Origin of the sequence: Citricoccus sp. SGAir0253 (assembly GCF_005877055.1) — a bacterium.
GTDB lineage: Bacteria > Actinomycetota > Actinomycetes > Actinomycetales > Micrococcaceae > Citricoccus.
Genome location: NZ_CP039424.1, coordinates 615,084 through 630,891, shown reverse-complemented (window position 1 = coordinate 630,891; position 15,808 = coordinate 615,084). Strand labels below are relative to the sequence as shown.

Genomic DNA, 15,808 nt, shown 5'->3' with positions numbered 1-15,808 from the left:
CTCAGGGGGTGAAGCGGTAGCCCATCCCCAGCTCGGTGCGCAGGTACCGCGGATGGGAGGGCTCGGGCTCGAGCTTGGCGCGCAACTGCGAGACGTAGACCCGCAGGTAGTTCGCCTCGTCCCCGTAGCCGGGACCCCACACGCTCGTGAGCAGCTCGGAGCGGCCGATCAGCCGGTCCGGGTTGCGGGCGAACGCCTCCAGCAGCCGCCACTCCAGGCGGGTCAGCCGCGCCGGCTCGCCGGCGACCGTGACGGCGCGATGGGCCAGGTCGATCCGCACGCGGCCGTCGGAGGTCTCCACCACCGGCTCCCCCGGCCCGGGTTGGGCCCGCCGCAGCGCGGCCCGGAGCCGCGCGAGCAGCTCGTCCATGGCGAAGGGCTTGGTGACGAAGTCGTCCGCCCCGCGGTCCAGGGCGTCGACCTTGGACTGGGACTCGTGCCGGGCCGAGACCACGATGATCGGCACGGAGGACCAGCCCCGGATCCCGTCGATGACGTCGCCGCCCTCGAGGTCCGGCAGGCCCAGGTCCAGCAGGACCACGTCCGGGTGCTCGTCGGCGGCCAGCTGGAGCGCCTGGCGCCCCGTGGCGGCCCGGTGGGTGCGGTAGCCGCGGGCGCGCAGGTTCACCAGCAGCGCGCGGGCGATCTGCGGGTCGTCCTCGACGACCAGCACGCTCGGGTTCATGCGGCCTCCTCCGCGCTCGGCAGCGTGAGCACCATGGTGGTGCCCCCGCCGGGGGTGTCCGCGGCGTGGACGGTCCCGCCCATCCCCTCCGCCAGGCCCCGTGCCACGGCCAGCCCGAGGCCCAGGCCGGTGGACGGGTCTCGGTCCCCGAGCCGCTGGAACGGGCGGAAGATCCGCTCCCGGTCCGGCCCGGGCACGCCCGGCCCGTGGTCGATCACCCGCAGCTGGACCCCGCCGGGCCCGGGCACGGCCTGCACGAGCACCGGTCCGGTGCCCCCGTGCTTCAGCGCGTTCTCCACGAGGTTGGCCAGCACGCGCACCGCCAGTCCGTTGTCCCCGACGACGGCCGGGCACCCGGGCACGACCTCCACCCGCACGCGCGAGCGGCCCGGGTGGGCGCCGAGGTCGTGGACGGCGGCGGAGAGCAGGTCCTCGACCTCGAGCGGGGTGCGGTGCACCACGAGGTCGCCGGCCTGGATCCGGCCCATGCTCAGCAGGTCCTCCACCCGCTCGCTGAGCCGGTCCGCCGACTCCTCGATGGTCGCCAGCAGCTCCGCGGTGTCCTCCGGGCTGAGCACCACGTCCCGCAGCCGGAGGCTGGACACGGAGGCCTTGATGCCGGCCAGCGGGGTGCGCAGGTCGTGGGAGACGGCGGCGAGCAGCGCGGTGCGGATGGCGTTGGCGGCGGCGAGCTCCTCGGCCCGCCACCGGGCCTCGGCGAGCTGGCGCTGCTGCAGGACCACGGCGATGCGGCTGGCGAAGGCCTCGAGCACCCCCTGGTCCGCCGCCCCCGGCGTGGCGCCGTCGACGAGCAGCACGTGGTCCTCGTCCACGGTGAGGACCCGGTCGCAGTGACGGGCGTCCGGGAGGCGCTCGCCCGCGCTGGCCAGCACCGCCCCGGCCCCGGCAGCCTCCGCCACGCCGCCGGCACCCTCCGCGCCACCGCCCGGGCCGCCGTCGGCTCCCCCGTCCGCACGCCCCGCCGGGCTCCCCTCCGCGCTCCCGTCCGCACGCCCCGCCGCCCGGGCCGCCAGGGCCACCCCCGCCAGGTCGCACGTGGTGCACAGCCGCTCCAGCAGCGCGGTGACGCCGAGCTCCTCCCGGATCACGCTGCCGGCCAGGTCCGAGAGCACGTCCGCCTGCCGGCGGGCCCGCTGCGCCTCGGCCGTGCGCCGGGCCTCGATGTCCACCACGCGGGCCACGCCGGCCGCCACCAGCAGGAACAGCCCGAGCGCGGCGACGTTGAGCGGCTCGTGGATGTGCCACTGCCCCGTGGGCGGGGTGAAGAACCAGTTCAGCGCGAGCGTGCCCAGCAGGGCGGCCGTCACGGCGGGCCACCACCCGCCGACCAGCGCCACGAACACGACACCGGTGAGGTGGCACAGGAAGTTCAGCGTGGTGGCCGCGGGCCCCTGCCCGGCCGGCAGGAACGCCGCCGTCAGCAGCGCCGGGGCGGCCACGGCGAGGGCCCAGCCCCCCACCCGCCGGCCCCGCCCCAGCCGCTGCGCCCGCCGACGGCGGCCCACCGGTGCGCTGCCAGCCGCCATGGTGCTCCTCCACACGTCGCCCGGGCCCGGCCGGTCCGCCGTCCGGGGATACGACGGCGAGGATACCGTGCCGTGCCCCGGCGCGGCCGTCGTCGGGCCGGGGAAGGCCCCGGGTCCGGGGACCGGTGCCCCGGCCGGCGCGCGCGGGGGTGTGCCGACCACGCCGGTCATCCGATGATGGGCCGCTCCTCGGGCAGCCGATAGCGCCGCGGCCGGGTCTTGAGGGCGATGGCCACGGCCACCGTGGTGACCCCGACGCGGCCGATGAACATGAGCGCCATGAGCACCGCCTGGGCCGCCGCCGGCAGGTGGCCCGTGATGCCCGTGGACAGGCCCACCGTGGCGAAGGCGGAGACGGCCTCGAACGCCACCTGCTCCAGGCCGTGGTCGGTCAGCACGAGCAGCAGGATGGTGCCCAGGGTCACGGAGGCCATCCCGAGCAGGGCCACGGACAGGGCCTGGCGCTGGACGGAGGAGCTGATGGAGCGCGGGCCCACGGTGACCTGGTCGTGGCCGCGGACCTCGTTCCAGATGGCGAAGGCGAGCACGAGGAAGGTGGTGACCTTGATCCCGCCCGCGGTGCCGGCGCTGCCGCCGCCGATGAACATCAGCACGTTGGTCACCACGAGGGTCTCCGGGGCCGCGGCACCGTAGTCGATGCTGTTGAATCCCGCGGTGCGCGGGAAGACCGTCAGCCCGAGCGCGCCCAGCAGCCGCCCGCCCGGTCCCAGCCCGCCCAGGGTCTCGGGCCGGTTCCACTCGAAGGCGCCCAGCACCACGAACCCGAGCACGAACAGCCCGAGGGAGCCGTACACCGTCAGGCGCGTGTGCACCGCCCAGGCCTTGTCCATCTTCGGACCGCGCAGGAGCTCGATGACCACCGGGAAGCCCAGTCCGCCGAGGACCACGGCGGCGCAGATCGGGATGATGATCCAGGGGTCGGCCACGAAGCCGACGAGGTTGTCGCCGTACACCGCGAACCCGGCGTTGTTGAACGCGGAGACGGCGTGGAAGACCCCGTGCCACGCCGCCCGTCCGGGGCCGTGGTCGTAGGCGATCCAGAAGCGCAGGGTGAGCACCACCGCGACCACGAGCTCGACGCCGAGCATGATCTGCGCGACCCGCACCAGCACGCGCCGGACGTCCCCCAGGTTCAGCGCCTGGGTCTCGGAGGCCGCGACGAGCTGGGTCCACAGGCCCAGCCGCTTGCGCACGAGCAGGGCCAGCAGCGTGCTGAGGGTCATGATGCCGAACCCCCCGACCTGAACGAGCGCGAGGACCACGCCCTGGCCGAAGGGCGTCCAGAACGTGGCGGTGTCCACGGTGGCCAGCCCGGTGACGCACACGGCGGACACGGAGGTGAACAGGGCGGGCAGCAGTGCCCCGCCGCCCGGGTCCGTCCGCGAGACCGGCAGGGACAGCAGCGCCGTGCCGATCAGGATCGCCAGCAGGAATCCGACGGGCACGAGGCGGACGGGGTTCTCCAGGAACGGGTCCCGCACCCGGGCGAGCGCACCCTGGTGCCACGGGGCCCCGGGGCGCGGGCCCGGGCGCCGCGCCCAGGACCGGCCGCCCGCGCGGACGCGCGCGCCCCCCGGTCCTCGCCGGGCCGTGCCGTCCCGCCCGACGGTGGATGGGCGGCCGACGGCGGTCGGGCGGGCCGCCCCGGCGGTGCGCGGGGACGGCTGCGGACCGGGCCTGTCGGTGACGGACATGGGACGCCTCTCCTCGGGCGGTGCGGTCGTCGGCGCGGTCCCGGCGCGCGCGACGGAGCCCCCGGCGACCGCCGGACGTCTCCCAGCACATCCCGTGCCCGCCCGGGCCGGGTCGCTCCTTAACGCCGGCTTAATGCCCCGGGGCTGGATCTTGACGTCCGCTTCACGGCTCCGGCCACGACCCGACGGCCCCTGGCGGCCTCCCGCCGGGTCCCGCGGGCCTCTCGCCGGGTCCCGCGGGTCTCCGCGGGTCCCCGGCCGGACCGCGGGCCCTCCCGGACCGGCCCCCACCCCGCCGGCACCCGGCGCGACACGCGGCCCCCGGCGGGCGTGGCACGGGGCACGCGGCGGAGCGTGTAAGCTGGAGCGCACACGGCCGGTCCACGACACGGCCCTGCGGGCGTAGCTCAATGGTAGAGCGCTTGCTTCCCAAGCAAGATACGCGGGTTCGATTCCCGTCGCCCGCTCTCGTGGTGTCCGGGGCCCTCCGGACGGGAGGGGGCCGCCGGTGGTCGAGGTCCTGTCCGGCTTCACCGTCATCTGGGTGATCATCCTCGTCGGCTACCTCACCGGGCGCTCCGGCGTCCTCGGCCCGCACGGCCAGCACGTGCTCTCCCGCACCGCCTTCTTCGTGGCCAGCCCCGCCCTGCTCTTCGAGACTCTCTCCGCCGCGGACGTCGAGGCCGTCCTGGGCCCGCAGCTCCTCGTGGCCACGGTCTCCGCGCTCGCCGCCGCCGCGCTCTACCTGCTGGTCGCGCGCCTGCTGCTGCCGCGCCGCAGCGCCTCCGAGACCATCATGGGCGCCCTGAGCGCCTCCCTCGTCAACTCCGCCAACCTGGGCATCCCCATCGCCGCCTACGTGCTGGGCGACGCGGCGCTGGCCGCACCCGTGCTGATCTTCCAGCTGGCGATCTACACCCCGCTCTACGTCGCCGCCCTGGACACGGCCACCGCCGCCGAGGCCCGGGCCCGCCGTGAGGGCTCGGCGGGCGGGAGGGGCCCCGGGCGGGGGCACGACGCCGGCCGTCCCCCCGGCCCGGTCCGTCCCCTCGGGCGGTGGGCCCGGGCCTGGCGGCAGGCCGGGCACATCGCGATGAACCCGATGATCATCGGCTCGGTGCTCGGCCTGGTGTTCTCGGCCACCGGCTGGCGGCTGCCCGGTCCGGTCGCGGAGTCGGTGTCCCTCATCGCCGGCGCCTCGATCCCGGCGATGCTGCTGGCCTTCGGCATGTCCCTCGTGGGCTCGCGGCCGCTCGAGCGCGCCGCGGGCCGGCGCGCCGACGTGGCGGTGGCCTCGGCCGTCAAGCTCGTGGTGCACCCGGCGCTCGCCTGGCTGGTCGCGGGCCCCGTGCTGGGCCTGGAGGGACGGGACCTGCTCACGGCGGTGGTGCTCGGCTCGCTGCCGACCGCGCAGAACGTGTTCGTGTCCGCCTCGCGCTACGAGACCGGGGTGGTCACGGCCAAGGACACCGTCCTGGTGACGACCGTGGTGGCAATCCCCGCCATGATCGCCGTCGCCCTGCTGATGACCTGACGGGTGACCTGGCCGATGACCTGACCGATGACCCGGGCGGGCACGCCACCGCCCCTAGGATGCTGGTCATGGCAGATCGACGCTCCGTTCCCCCGCGCCCCGGCCGCATCCTCGCCCCCTGGGGCGGGGCGGCCGCCGTCGTGCTGGTGGCCGGCGGCGTGGCGATCGGCGCCGTGAACGCGACCGTCTACTCCCCCGAGGCCCCGGTGGAGCGCTACCTGGAGGCCCTGGAGGCCGGCGACGGCGGCACCGCCCTCGCCCTGGCCGGGGCCGGCACCGCGCTGCCGGAGGGCACCGCCACCACGCTGCTCGACGGGGCACCGCTGGCCGCGGGCCGCGCCGCCCTGGGCGAGGTCACCGTCCGGCAGGGCGAGCGCTCCGGGGACCGCGTGCCGGTGGAGGTCTCCTACGCGGTGGACGGTCGCGAGCACTCCACCGTGTTCACCGTGGAGCGCACGGGCCGGGACTGGCTGTTCTTCGACCGCTGGCGGATGACCGGGGTGGGGCTGCAGGCGGTGCGCGTGGAGCCGGCCCCGTGGCCGGGCGAGGCCGCGGGGCACGGGCTGGCCGCCACCGTCAACGGGGCGGAGGTGCCCCTCGCCGGAGAGGGCGTCCCGGCGCGAGAGCTCGCCGTGCTGCCGCCCGCCGTGGTGGACACGGCGGCGGCGGGCACCTACCTGCGGGCCGCCCCGGTGCGCACCGTCCTGGACGGCGCGGGGCCGGGCGCGGCGGCCGGCGAGCCGGTGCCCGTGGAACTGGCCGTGGAGTACACGGAGGAGGCCACCGCGGAGGCCAACCGGCAACTGGACGCGTACCTGGCCGGCTGCACCGAGCAGGAGGTCCTCAACCCGACCGGCTGCCCCATGGGCTACCAGACCTCGAACCGCGTCCCGCCGGAGTCGATCGACTGGTCCGTGGCCTGGGACCCCGCCGTGCGGCTGCTGCCGCTGGCCCAGGCGGCCGGCGGGTCCGCGGGCGGCGGCGCGGGCGAGGACCGCGACCTCACGGTGGCCGCTCCCGTGGAGACCCGGGCCCGGCTCGAGCTGCAGGAGATCGACCTCGTCTCCGGCGAGCAGCGCCCGGTCGAGCACGTCGAGGACCTCCGGCTCGAGGGCGACCTGCAGGTGACCCCCGAGTCGCTGCGCTACACGCCGGCCTGGCGCTGACGCCGTCGGGACACCGGCCGCGGGATTCCCGGAGGCACCCCGCCCGGGCCCCGGACCGGGCCGACTCGCGCCGCACCCGTCTTTCGGACAGGATGGACAGCACCGGCCGGCGTCGCGCTGCGGCGGGACCGGCGGGGACCCGCGGAGGACGAGGGCAGGGAGGCAACCGGATGGCGACGCTCGCCGAGGGCAACGGAGGACCGGACGCGGCGGCCGAGGAGGCCGAGGCCCCGGGCCAGGGGGGCGTGCAGTCCGTGGACCGGGCCATCTCCGTGATGGAGATCCTCTCCCGCGAGGGGCGGGCGGGCGTCAGCGAGATCGCCGACGAGCTCGGGATCCACAAGTCGACCGCCTCGCGGCTGCTCGCCGCCCTCGTGCACCGCGGGCTGGTCCAGCAGGACCACGACCGCGGCAAGTACCAGCTCGGCTTCGGCATCCTCCGGCTGGCCGCCTCGATCCCCGGCCGGCTCAACCTCGTGCAGGAGGGCGGCCCGATCCTGCGGGACCTGGCCACCACGTTCCGCGAGACGGCGAACCTGGCCGTGCTGCGCTCGGGCTACGCGGTCAACGTGGACCAGGCGCTCGGGCCGGCCACCCTGGCCAGCCAGGACTGGATCGGCAGCCTCACCCCGCTGCACGCCACGGCCAGCGGCAAGGTCCTGCTCGCCGGACTGCCGACCGAGGAGCGCCAGAAGGTGCTCAAGAAGACCCGGCTGCCCCGGTTCACCTCCCAGACCATCACCTCCCGGACCGCCCTCGAGACCCAGCTGCTGGAGGTCGCCCGGACGGGGCTGGCCTTCACGGACGAGGAGTACGAGATCGGCCTCTGCGCCGTCGCGGTCCCCGTCCGCGACCACCTCGGCCACGTCATCGCCAGCCTCAGCGTCTCCGGTCCGGGGTTCCGGTTCTCCCCGCGCGACCGGCCCGAGCTGCTCGAGACGCTCCAGCAGGCCGGGCTGGACCTGTCCTGGCGGATGGGCTACTCGGCGCCCTGAGCCCGGGGCCCGTGGCGGGCGGCGCCCTGAACCCGTCCCCCGCGGACGGACGGCCCGCCCCCTGGGGACGGGCCGTCCTGGCGTACCGAGGGAGGGGCTGACCGGTCAGCCGACGACGGCGCCCTCGCCCTTGATCCTCGCCATCTCGGGGTCCACGAGAGGCTCGGCGGCCACCGTCGCGTCGACGAGCCGGTCGAAGTACCGCACCTGGACGGTGTCGCCCTCGGCCACCGAGGCCGGCAGCCAGGCGTACGCCACGGGGCGGTGCACGGTGTACCCGTAGGCCGCGCTGGTGGTGTACCCCGCCGGGCGGCCGTCCACGAACACGGGCTCCTTGCCCATCAGGACCGTGGTGCCGTCGTCGACCGTCAGGCACCGCAGGCGGGGCCGGCCCGTCTCCTCGCGGCGCCGCTCCACCGCCTCGCGGCCCACGTAGTCCTCCTTGTCCCGGCGGACGGCGAACCCGAGGCCGGCCTGGAACGGGTCGTGCTCCGTGTCCATGTCCGTCCCCCAGGACCGGTAGCCCTTCTCCAGGCGCAGGCTGTTGAACGCCCCGCGCCCGGCGGCGATCACCCCCAGGTCCTGCCCGGCCGCCCACAGGGCGTCCCACAGGGCGAGCCCGTCCGCGGCGTCGGCGTAGACCTCCCAGCCGAGCTCGCCCACGTAGGACAGCCGCATCAGGCGGACCGGGATCCCGGCGATCGTGCCGGTGGCCATGCGGAAGTACCGCAGGCCGTCGTTGGACAGGTCCACGTCCGTCAGCGGCTGGACCAGATCCCGGGCCCGGGGACCCCAGACGCCGATGCAGCAGGTGGTGTCCGTGGTGTCCTCCACGCTGACCGGGGCCTGCGGGTGCTCCTCGTTCCACTCCCGGGCGCGCCGGGCGATGTACGCGGCATCGATCCCGCCGTTCGCCCCGACCTGGAACAGCTCCTGGCCGCCGCGGGCGACGGTGAGGTCGCTGAGGATGCCCCCGCCCCCGTCCACCAGCAGGGTGTAGGTCACGGCCCCGGGCTTCTTGTCCAGGTTGCCGGTGGCCAGCCCCTGCAGCAGGCCCGGGGCGCCGGGTCCGAACACCTCGAGGCGCTTGAGCGGGGTCATGTCGTACAGCGCCACGTTGGTCCGGGTGGCATGGGCCTCGGCGGCCGAGATGGGCGAGTCGTAGCGGCTCGCCCAGCCGTCCCGGGCCGGCGGCAGCCACTCCGCCGGCAACTGGTCCAGCAGCGGCCGGTTGGCCTCGTACCAGTGCGGCCGCTCCCAGCCGGCCGACTCGAGGAAGAACGCCCCCAGCTCCACCTGGCGCTCGTGGAACGGGGCCAGGCGCAGGTCGCGGGGGGACTGCCGCGGCTCGAGCGGGTGCTTGATGTCGTAGACCTCCACGAAGCTCTGCTGCGAGGTCTCCAGCACGTACCCCGGCTCCAGCTGGACCCTCTCGAACCGCGCGATGTCCAGCTCGCGCACGTCCGTGGAGGACCGGCCCTCCACGAGCATCTCGGCCACGCACCGGGCCACGCCGGCCGAGTGGGTGACCCACACGGCCTCGGCCACGTAGAAGCCCCGCAGGTCCTTCGACTCCCCCACGAGCGAGCCGCCGTCCGGGGTGAAGGAGAAGATGCCGTTGAACCCGTCGCGCACCCGGACGTCCCGCAGCGCCGGCAGCAGCTCCTGGGTGGCGCGCCACGGCCGCTCGAAGTCCTCCGGGGTGAAGGGCAGCATTGACGGCATGCCGCCCCGGCCCGGGCCCTCGTGCGCGGGCAGCTCGTCGTAGCCCACGGGCATGGGGCGGTGGGCGTAGGAGCCGATGCCGAGGCGGGGCCCGACCTGGCGGTAGTACAGCCCCTCCCCCTGGTGGCGCAGGATTGGCAGCCGCGCGTTGTTCCCGGTGCCCACCGACTCCTCGGGCTCGCCGGACAGGCCGGGGACCTCCTCGGTGAAGGCGTACTGGTGCGCCAGCGGCACGAGCGGCACGTCCATGCCCATCAGCTCGCCGACCTGGGGACCCCAGAACCCGGCCGCGCTCACGACGATGTCCGCGGGGAAGACCGTGTCCCCGCTGCGCACGCCGGTGACCCGGCCGCCGTCGCGCTCCACCCCGGTCACCCGGACGCCCCCCAGGAAGCGGGCCCCGCGGGACTCGGTCCGCTCCCGCAGCAGCTCGACGGCCAGCAGGGACGAGGCCAGGCCGTCCTGCGGCTGGTAGAGCGCACCCAGGACGCGGTCCTCGTCGATCAGCGGGTGCAGGGCCTTCGCCTCGGCGGCGTCCACCACGCAGGACTCGATACCCCACGCGGTGGAGAGGTTGCACCGGCGGTGCAGTTCCGCGAGCCGCTCCTCGGTCAGGGCGACCTCCAGCCCGCCCACGGCGTTGAAGGCGCGGGCCGTGCCCCGGGTCAGCGAGGCCAGCTTCTCGCCCGTGTAGGCGGCCAGCCGCGCCATGGTCCGCGAGGGACTGGTCTGGAACACGAGGCCCGGGGCGTGGGAGGTGGAACCGCCCGTCAGCGGGATGGGTCCCTGGTCCAGGACGGTGACGTCCGTCCAGCCGCGCTCGGTGAGCTCGTCCGCCAGGTTCGCCCCGACGATTCCTGCCCCGATGATGACGACGCGTGGAGTGATCATGATGGCCTTTCGGTGTCCGGCGGGCCGCCCGCCGGGAGGGTGTGGTCTGGGACGGGGGGAGGGGACGCGCAGGTCCCCTCCCCCCGGTCGGCGGTCACGGGCGGGCGGGTCCCCGCCCGTCCGCCGGGGCGGTTCCCCGCCCGTCCGCGGGGGCGGTTCCCCGCCCGTCCGCGGGGGCGGTTCCCTGCCCGTCCGGGTGGGAGTCGCAGTCCCCGTCCGGGCAGTCGTGCTCGGTGACGAGCTTGAACAGCCCGCCCTGGTGCTCGTCCACGCCCGTGCGGATCGCGTCGGCGACCACGCTCTCGGCCAGCCGCCGGCGCAGCACCAACGGGTCGTTGCGCAGGTCCTTGACCAGGGCGATGCACATCAGGAGCATCACCAGCACGAACGGCAGGGCGGCCACGATGGTGATCCGCTGCAGGCCGCTGAGGGCCTCCGCCGGCTCGTCCCCGCCGGCCATGAGCATCACGGCCGCCACGGCTCCCGTCAGCACGCCCCAGAAGATCACCACGGGGCGCCGCGGGTGCTCGGCCCCCTTCGAGCTCAGGGAGCCCATGACGAGCGAGGCGGAGTCGGCGCCGGTGACGAAGAAGATGCCGACGAGCACCATGGCCAGCACGGCCACGACCGCCGAGAGGACCGGACCGAGGGGCAGCGCGCCCAGCAGGTCGAACAGGGCGCCCTCCGTGGAGAACGTCGGCGCCCCGTCCACCACGCGGGCCAGCCCGGAGTCGTCGCCCGCCGCGCGGTCCGCGGCCTGCGTGTTGATCGCGGCGCCACCGAAGATGCAGAACCAGAACAGGCTCACCACGCCGGGGACGAGCAGGACGCCGATGACGAACTGGCGGATGGTGCGGCCCCGGCTGATCTTGGCGATGAACATGCCCACGAAGGGCGTCCAGGACACCCACCAGGCCCAGTAGAAGATCGTCCAGGAGGACATCCACGCGCGCAGCGCCTCGTCCCCCGTGGCCTCCGTGCGGGCGGCCATCTCCGGCAGGTCCGCGACGAAGTCGCCGATCGCGGCCGGGACCAGGTTGAGGATGAACAGGGTGGGGCCGCCGACGAACACGATCAGCGCGAGGACCACGGCCAGGACCATGTTGATGTTGGACAGCCACTGGATGCCCCGGCTGATGCCCGAGACCGCGGAGGCGACGAAGCAGGCGGTCAGCACGGCCACGATCACCACGAGGAGCGGGGTGCCGGGCTCGCCCACCCAGCCGGTGGAGCTGAGGCCACTGCCGATCTGCAGGGCACCGAGCCCGAGGGAGGCGGCGGTGCCGAACAGGGTGGCGAAGATGGCGAGGATGTTGATGATCCGTCCCGCCGCGCCGTCCACCGCGCGGGTGCCGAAGAGGGAGGTGAACACGGAGGAGATGAGCTGGCGGCGGCGCAACCGGTACGTGCCGTAGGCGATGGCGAGGCCGACCACGGCGTACATGGCCCACGGGTACAGGGTCCAGTGGAACAGCGAGGTGGCCATGGCCGTCCGGATGGCCTCCGCCGTCTGGCCCTCGGCGGTGCCCGGCGGAGGCGAGACGTAGTGGTAGAGGGGCTCGGCCACGCCGTAGAACATCAGGCCGATGCCCATGCCGGCCGCGAACATCATGGAGACCCAGGAGACGGTCCCGTACTCGGTCCGCTCCCCGTCCTGGCCGAGCGGGATGTTGCCGAAACGGCCGAGCGCCACCCAGAGGATGAAGGTGACGAACAAGGACGCCAGGCCGATGAAGATCCAGCCCGTGTTCTCCATGACCCAGCCCAGGGCCGCGGTGGAGACCTCGGCGAGGTTGTCCCGGCCGGCGAAGCCCCACACGATGAAGGCGAGCACGAACACGCCGGCGACGCCGAACACGAGGCGGTCCAGTCCGGAGCCCTGGCGCTGCGCCCAGCGGTGGGAGACCTGCTGGCTGATCGTGCTGCGGCGCAGGTCCTGCAGGATGGCCAGGCTCTCCGTCGACGGGGCCGCCTCCTGCGCGCCCCGATCGAGGACGGCCGCCGGATCGGCCGCTGGATCGGTCACCGGATCGGTCACCGGATCGGTCGTCGGATCGACGTCGGGGACCGCCGGCCGGGCCGCGTGCCTGCCGGTGCCCGGCGCGGGATCCCCGTCCTGGCGGCGGGGACGGTCCTCGTCATGCGTGCCCTCGCGCACGGAGGTGACCTCAGACATCCGCGGCTCCGGTCCGGAGGGCGGGAAGGGGTGGGAAACGGTCCAGCCGGAGGGCATCGCCCGGCGGCAGGTCCTTCAGGGGACGGACGCGGTGCATGTCGGACCTCTCTGGTCGTCACGGTGGGGGTTCCGCAATACTCATCATGTATCGCGTTAAGCAACAGTGACGGGCCTCACACGAGGTTGTCAAGAGACGTGGCAGAGGTGCGCGGCACTCCTTTCGGCAGGGACGGCCATCCCGGATGCCGCTCCTCGTTGCACACTGCGGTACTCGAGCCGCTCCCACAAGGGGCGTCGCGCCCGGACGTCCCGCGACCGGGGTGGCCCTGCCGGCCCGCGAACGACGAACGCCCCGTCCCTCCCGGAGTGCCGGGTGGGACGGGGCGTCGAGGTCGTTGGGGGTGCGGGCGGCTCAGCTGGCGCCGCGCGTGGCGAGGGACTTGCCCCAGGCCTCGATCGCCGGCCAGTCGCGGAAGTCCCCGTACTGGCCCTTCGCGAGCCGGATCACGAGCTTCTCGGACCAGCTGAGGCGCTCCTCCACGAGGGCGCCCCGGAAGTAGCCGAGCTCCTTGGGCGCGTAGGCCTCGAGGGTGGCGCGCAGCCGCGGGTCGAGCTCGGGGCCGGCCCCGGAGGCCAGGATGAACAGCGACTTGTCCGCGAGCTCGGCCCGGCGCGAGTCCAGGAAGGCCTTGCCGGCCTTGTCCAGCCTGCCGCCGTAGACGGGCAGCGCCACGACCACGGCGCCGACCGTGGCCAGCCAGCCGGGAGCGTCCTCGGTGTCCTCGACGACGGTGGTCACGCCCTTGTTGGTGCGCAGGACGTCGGCGATGCGCTCGCCGATCTCGCGGGTGGAACCGTGCTTGGACGAGGCAACTACCAGGGTGGTCATGGGGAACGGCCGCCTTCGGGTCTCTCGGGTGCGGGTCGCTGTCAGTGTATCCCGCGCAGGTCCAGGTCCAGGCGGGTCTCCGGGACGACCTGCGGGTCCTCGGGCGCCCCGGCGTGCACCGTGACGGGGATGCCCCAGTCCTGCTGGTACAGGTGGCAGGCCGCGTGGTCCGGGATGGGCTGGCCCTTCTCGCCGTCGCAGGAGGCGGCCCGCGCGGTGATGTGCAGGACGCCCTCGGCCACGTCCGGGTTGATCCGCAGCGTCCGGGCCAGGCCGGTGGAGGTGCCCTCCCCCGCCAGCAGCAGCTCCTCCGGGGAGGAGGAGATCTTCAGCTGCGTGGGATCGCCCCAGCGGTCGTCCAGCTTCTGGCCGGTCGGGGCCTCGAAGGCGACCGTGAGCTCGAGCTCGCCGGCGGCCACCGCGGTGCGCGGCCGGTGGGTCTGGAGGGCACCCTCATCCACCTGCAGGTACTCCTCCGGCACGGACAGCCGCACGAGCTGGTGCGCGTTGGTCTCCACCACCACGATCGAGGCGGCGCCGCCCTCCGGCCCGGCGGGGATGAACAGCACGTCCGAGGGCTCCTTCAGCCCGCGCGCCACGGTGGACACGCCCGCCTCGGTCTCGCGGCCGTCGGCGGCGACGCCGGCCGGCGCGTACCGGCGGATCGCCCCGTTGTAGGTGTCGGCCACCAGGACGGAGCCGTCCGGCAGGGCGGCCACGCCCAGGGGGTGCTGGAAGCGGGCCTGCCCGGCGGCGCCGTCGCGGAAGCCGAAGTCGAACAGCCCCGTCCCGACGGCGGACTCCACGCGGCGGGACAGCGCGCCCTCCGCTGCGTCACGGCCGGCCGGGGTGACGCGGCGCAGCGCCGAGGACTCCGAGTCGGCGACCCAGAGCGTGCCGTCGGCGGACTCGGCCAGCCCGGAGGACTGGGCGAACCAGGCCACGGTCGGGTCGCCGTCCTCCAGGCCCTCCAGCCCGGTGCCGGCGTAGACGGCCAGGTCGCCGGTGCGCGGGTCGAAGCTGAACAGCTGGTGGGTGCCGGCCATCGCCACCACGAGGGTGTCCTCGGCGGTGGACCACAGCACGTCCCACGGGCTGGACAGCGAGGTCTGCAGCGGGTCGGTGCCGAAGGGCTCGAGCGAGACGGTCTCCTCGGCATCCGGGTCGGCCGCGGCGCGGGCGCGCTCGGGGTCGATCAACCGCTGCACGCCGTTGCCGGCCACCGTGGTCACGGTGCCGTCGGCCAGGCGGACGCCGCGCAGCCGGTGGTTGACGGAGTCGGCCACGACCACGTCGTAGCCCACCGCGGCCGCGACGTCCTCGGGCAGCAGGGCCAGCCCCTGGGGCTCGTTGAACAGCGCCTCCCGGGGGCCGCCGTCGGCCAGGCCCCGGGTGCCGGGCGTCGCGGCGGGGCCCGCGCCGCCGTCGTGGTCCGAGCCGGCCGCCTCCGCGCCGACCCCGCCCACGGTGCGCACCACGGTGGCCAGGTCCGCGCCGAGCTCCACGAGCCGGTGGTGGCCGGTGTCCGCCACGAGGAAGGTCCCCGGCTCGGTGCCGCGGGCGCCCAGGGCGATCGCCTTGCCGGGGAACCTCAGGTCCCGCGCGACCGGCTCCGGGGGCACGTAGGGGCCGTTCCCGCGGTGCAGCGTGCCCTTGGCCTCGTGCTCGGCCACGAGCTCCTCCACGAGGGAGGTCAGCCCGGCCACGTGTCCCTCGCCGGACAGGTGGGCGGCGATGTACCCCTCCGGGTCCACGACCACGAGGGTGGGCCAGGCGCGGGCCGTGTAGGCCTGCCACGTGGTCAGCTGCGGGTCGTCGAGGACGGGGTGCTGGATGTCGTAGCGCTCCACGGCGGCGGCGAGCGCCTCCGGGTCCGCCTCGTGGTCGAACTTCGGCGAGTGCACGCCGACGGTCACCAGGACGTCGTGGAACTGGGCCTCGAGCGGGCGCAGCTCGTCCAGGACGTGCAGGCAGTTGATGCAGCAGAAGGACCAGAAGTCCAGGATCAAAACACGACCCCGGAGCGACTCCAGGGAGAGTTCCTCGCCACCAGTGTTGAGCCATGCTCGGCCGACGAGCTCCGAGGCGCGGATGCGGGACTGAGGACGCTGGAGAGAAGCCATGTAAACATTGTGCCTTCTCGTCGACCTCGGGTTGTGACCGTGCTACTCCGCGAGACGCTGCCTTACCCGTTGGTCCGGGACGCGGGAGGAGCTCCAACGCCCTCCGAGGGCCGTAAGGGGACGGTAGGGCGCGTTCGGGCCACCCCGCTCATTCTTTGTACGAAAGAGAGCTGCCTCTACATAAGGAATAGGGGAGGGTCCTAACCGTCCCTACCGTCCCTCCCGGCCCTCGGCGTCTCCGCGTCCTAAAGCAAGGCCCTCTCTTATTACGAGCGGCAAGGGTGGTGCCTTGCCGCGAGACGCCCCGCAGGGGAGTCCTTTCACAGGGAACGGCCGCCCAAGGTGGCGGCCGCTGGGGCCCA

Annotated in this window: 10 protein-coding genes and 1 tRNA gene; 4 read left to right on the top strand and 7 right to left on the bottom strand. The window is 74.6% G+C overall.

Annotation, left to right across the window (positions count from 1 at the left end; all coding sequences use genetic code 11):
- Position 1 precedes the first annotated feature (1 nt).
- The 3 genes from E7744_RS02850 to E7744_RS02840 form a co-directional block, all read right to left on the bottom strand.
- On the bottom strand, positions 2–685 hold the full coding sequence (locus tag E7744_RS02850; protein ID WP_137772819.1) for a response regulator: 684 nt from the start codon (positions 683–685) through the stop codon (positions 2–4).
- Complete coding sequence (locus E7744_RS02845) at positions 682–2,232, bottom strand: ATP-binding protein (protein ID WP_168199733.1); 1,551 nt, start codon at positions 2,230–2,232, stop codon at positions 682–684. Before E7744_RS02845 ends, E7744_RS02850 begins: the two co-directional genes overlap by 4 nt.
- 167 nt (positions 2,233–2,399) lie before the next feature.
- Positions 2,400–3,947, bottom strand: coding sequence for a TrkH family potassium uptake protein (locus E7744_RS02840; RefSeq protein WP_137772817.1), 1,548 nt, complete (start codon positions 3,945–3,947; stop codon positions 2,400–2,402).
- Positions 3,948–4,343: 396 nt separating this feature from the next.
- On the opposite strand from E7744_RS02840, the gene E7744_RS02835 reads away from it, so the two are divergent.
- From E7744_RS02835 to E7744_RS02815, 4 genes are all read left to right on the top strand, one after another.
- Positions 4,344–4,414, top strand: a tRNA-Gly gene (locus E7744_RS02835).
- A 41-nt stretch (positions 4,415–4,455) separates the two neighbouring features.
- Positions 4,456–5,481: an AEC family transporter gene (locus E7744_RS02830; protein WP_137772816.1), complete on the top strand. Its 1,026-nt coding sequence runs from the start codon at positions 4,456–4,458 to the stop codon at positions 5,479–5,481.
- A 68-nt stretch (positions 5,482–5,549) separates the two neighbouring features.
- Positions 5,550–6,647 carry a hypothetical protein gene (locus E7744_RS15720; RefSeq protein ID WP_168199732.1) on the top strand — a complete coding sequence of 366 codons (1,098 nt, stop codon included), beginning with the start codon at positions 5,550–5,552 and terminating at the stop codon, positions 6,645–6,647.
- A 170-nt stretch (positions 6,648–6,817) separates the two neighbouring features.
- On the top strand, positions 6,818–7,642 hold the full coding sequence (locus tag E7744_RS02815; RefSeq protein WP_137772815.1) for an IclR family transcriptional regulator: 825 nt from the start codon (positions 6,818–6,820) through the stop codon (positions 7,640–7,642).
- Between the two features lie 105 nt (positions 7,643–7,747).
- Here the strand turns inward: E7744_RS02815 and E7744_RS02810 are convergent, their stop codons facing one another.
- From E7744_RS02810 to E7744_RS02795, 4 genes are all read right to left on the bottom strand, one after another.
- Positions 7,748–10,261: an FAD-dependent oxidoreductase gene (locus E7744_RS02810; protein WP_168199840.1), complete on the bottom strand. Its 2,514-nt coding sequence runs from the start codon at positions 10,259–10,261 to the stop codon at positions 7,748–7,750.
- Between the two features lie 91 nt (positions 10,262–10,352).
- Positions 10,353–12,434: a BCCT family transporter gene (locus E7744_RS02805; RefSeq protein WP_137772813.1), complete on the bottom strand. Its 2,082-nt coding sequence runs from the start codon at positions 12,432–12,434 to the stop codon at positions 10,353–10,355.
- Between the two features lie 412 nt (positions 12,435–12,846).
- The gene (locus E7744_RS02800; protein WP_137772812.1) at positions 12,847–13,323 is read right to left on the bottom strand and encodes a flavodoxin domain-containing protein; all 477 of its coding nucleotides are present in this window, start codon (positions 13,321–13,323) and stop codon (positions 12,847–12,849) included.
- Between the two features lie 41 nt (positions 13,324–13,364).
- A complete protein-coding gene (locus tag E7744_RS02795; RefSeq protein WP_137772811.1) occupies positions 13,365–15,446 on the bottom strand; it encodes an NHL domain-containing thioredoxin family protein in 2,082 nt (693 codons plus the stop codon).
- Positions 15,447–15,808: the final 362 nt, after the last annotated feature.

What these genes read in the sequence shown, in the direction of transcription:
- E7744_RS02850 (WP_137772819.1), bottom strand. Translation starts at nt 685, where the DNA reads ATGAACCCGAGCGTGCTGGTCGTCGAGGACGACCCGCAGATCGCCCGC.
- E7744_RS02845 (WP_168199733.1), bottom strand. Translation starts at nt 2,232, where the DNA reads ATGGCGGCTGGCAGCGCACCGGTGGGCCGCCGTCGGCGGGCGCAGCGG.
- E7744_RS02840 (WP_137772817.1), bottom strand. Translation starts at nt 3,947, where the DNA reads ATGTCCGTCACCGACAGGCCCGGTCCGCAGCCGTCCCCGCGCACCGCC.
- E7744_RS15720 (WP_168199732.1), top strand. Translation starts at nt 5,550, where the DNA reads ATGGCAGATCGACGCTCCGTTCCCCCGCGCCCCGGCCGCATCCTCGCC.
- E7744_RS02815 (WP_137772815.1), top strand. Translation starts at nt 6,818, where the DNA reads ATGGCGACGCTCGCCGAGGGCAACGGAGGACCGGACGCGGCGGCCGAG.
- E7744_RS02805 (WP_137772813.1), bottom strand. Translation starts at nt 12,434, where the DNA reads ATGTCTGAGGTCACCTCCGTGCGCGAGGGCACGCATGACGAGGACCGT.
- E7744_RS02800 (WP_137772812.1), bottom strand. Translation starts at nt 13,323, where the DNA reads ATGACCACCCTGGTAGTTGCCTCGTCCAAGCACGGTTCCACCCGCGAG.
- E7744_RS02795 (WP_137772811.1), bottom strand. Translation starts at nt 15,446, where the DNA reads ATGGCTTCTCTCCAGCGTCCTCAGTCCCGCATCCGCGCCTCGGAGCTC.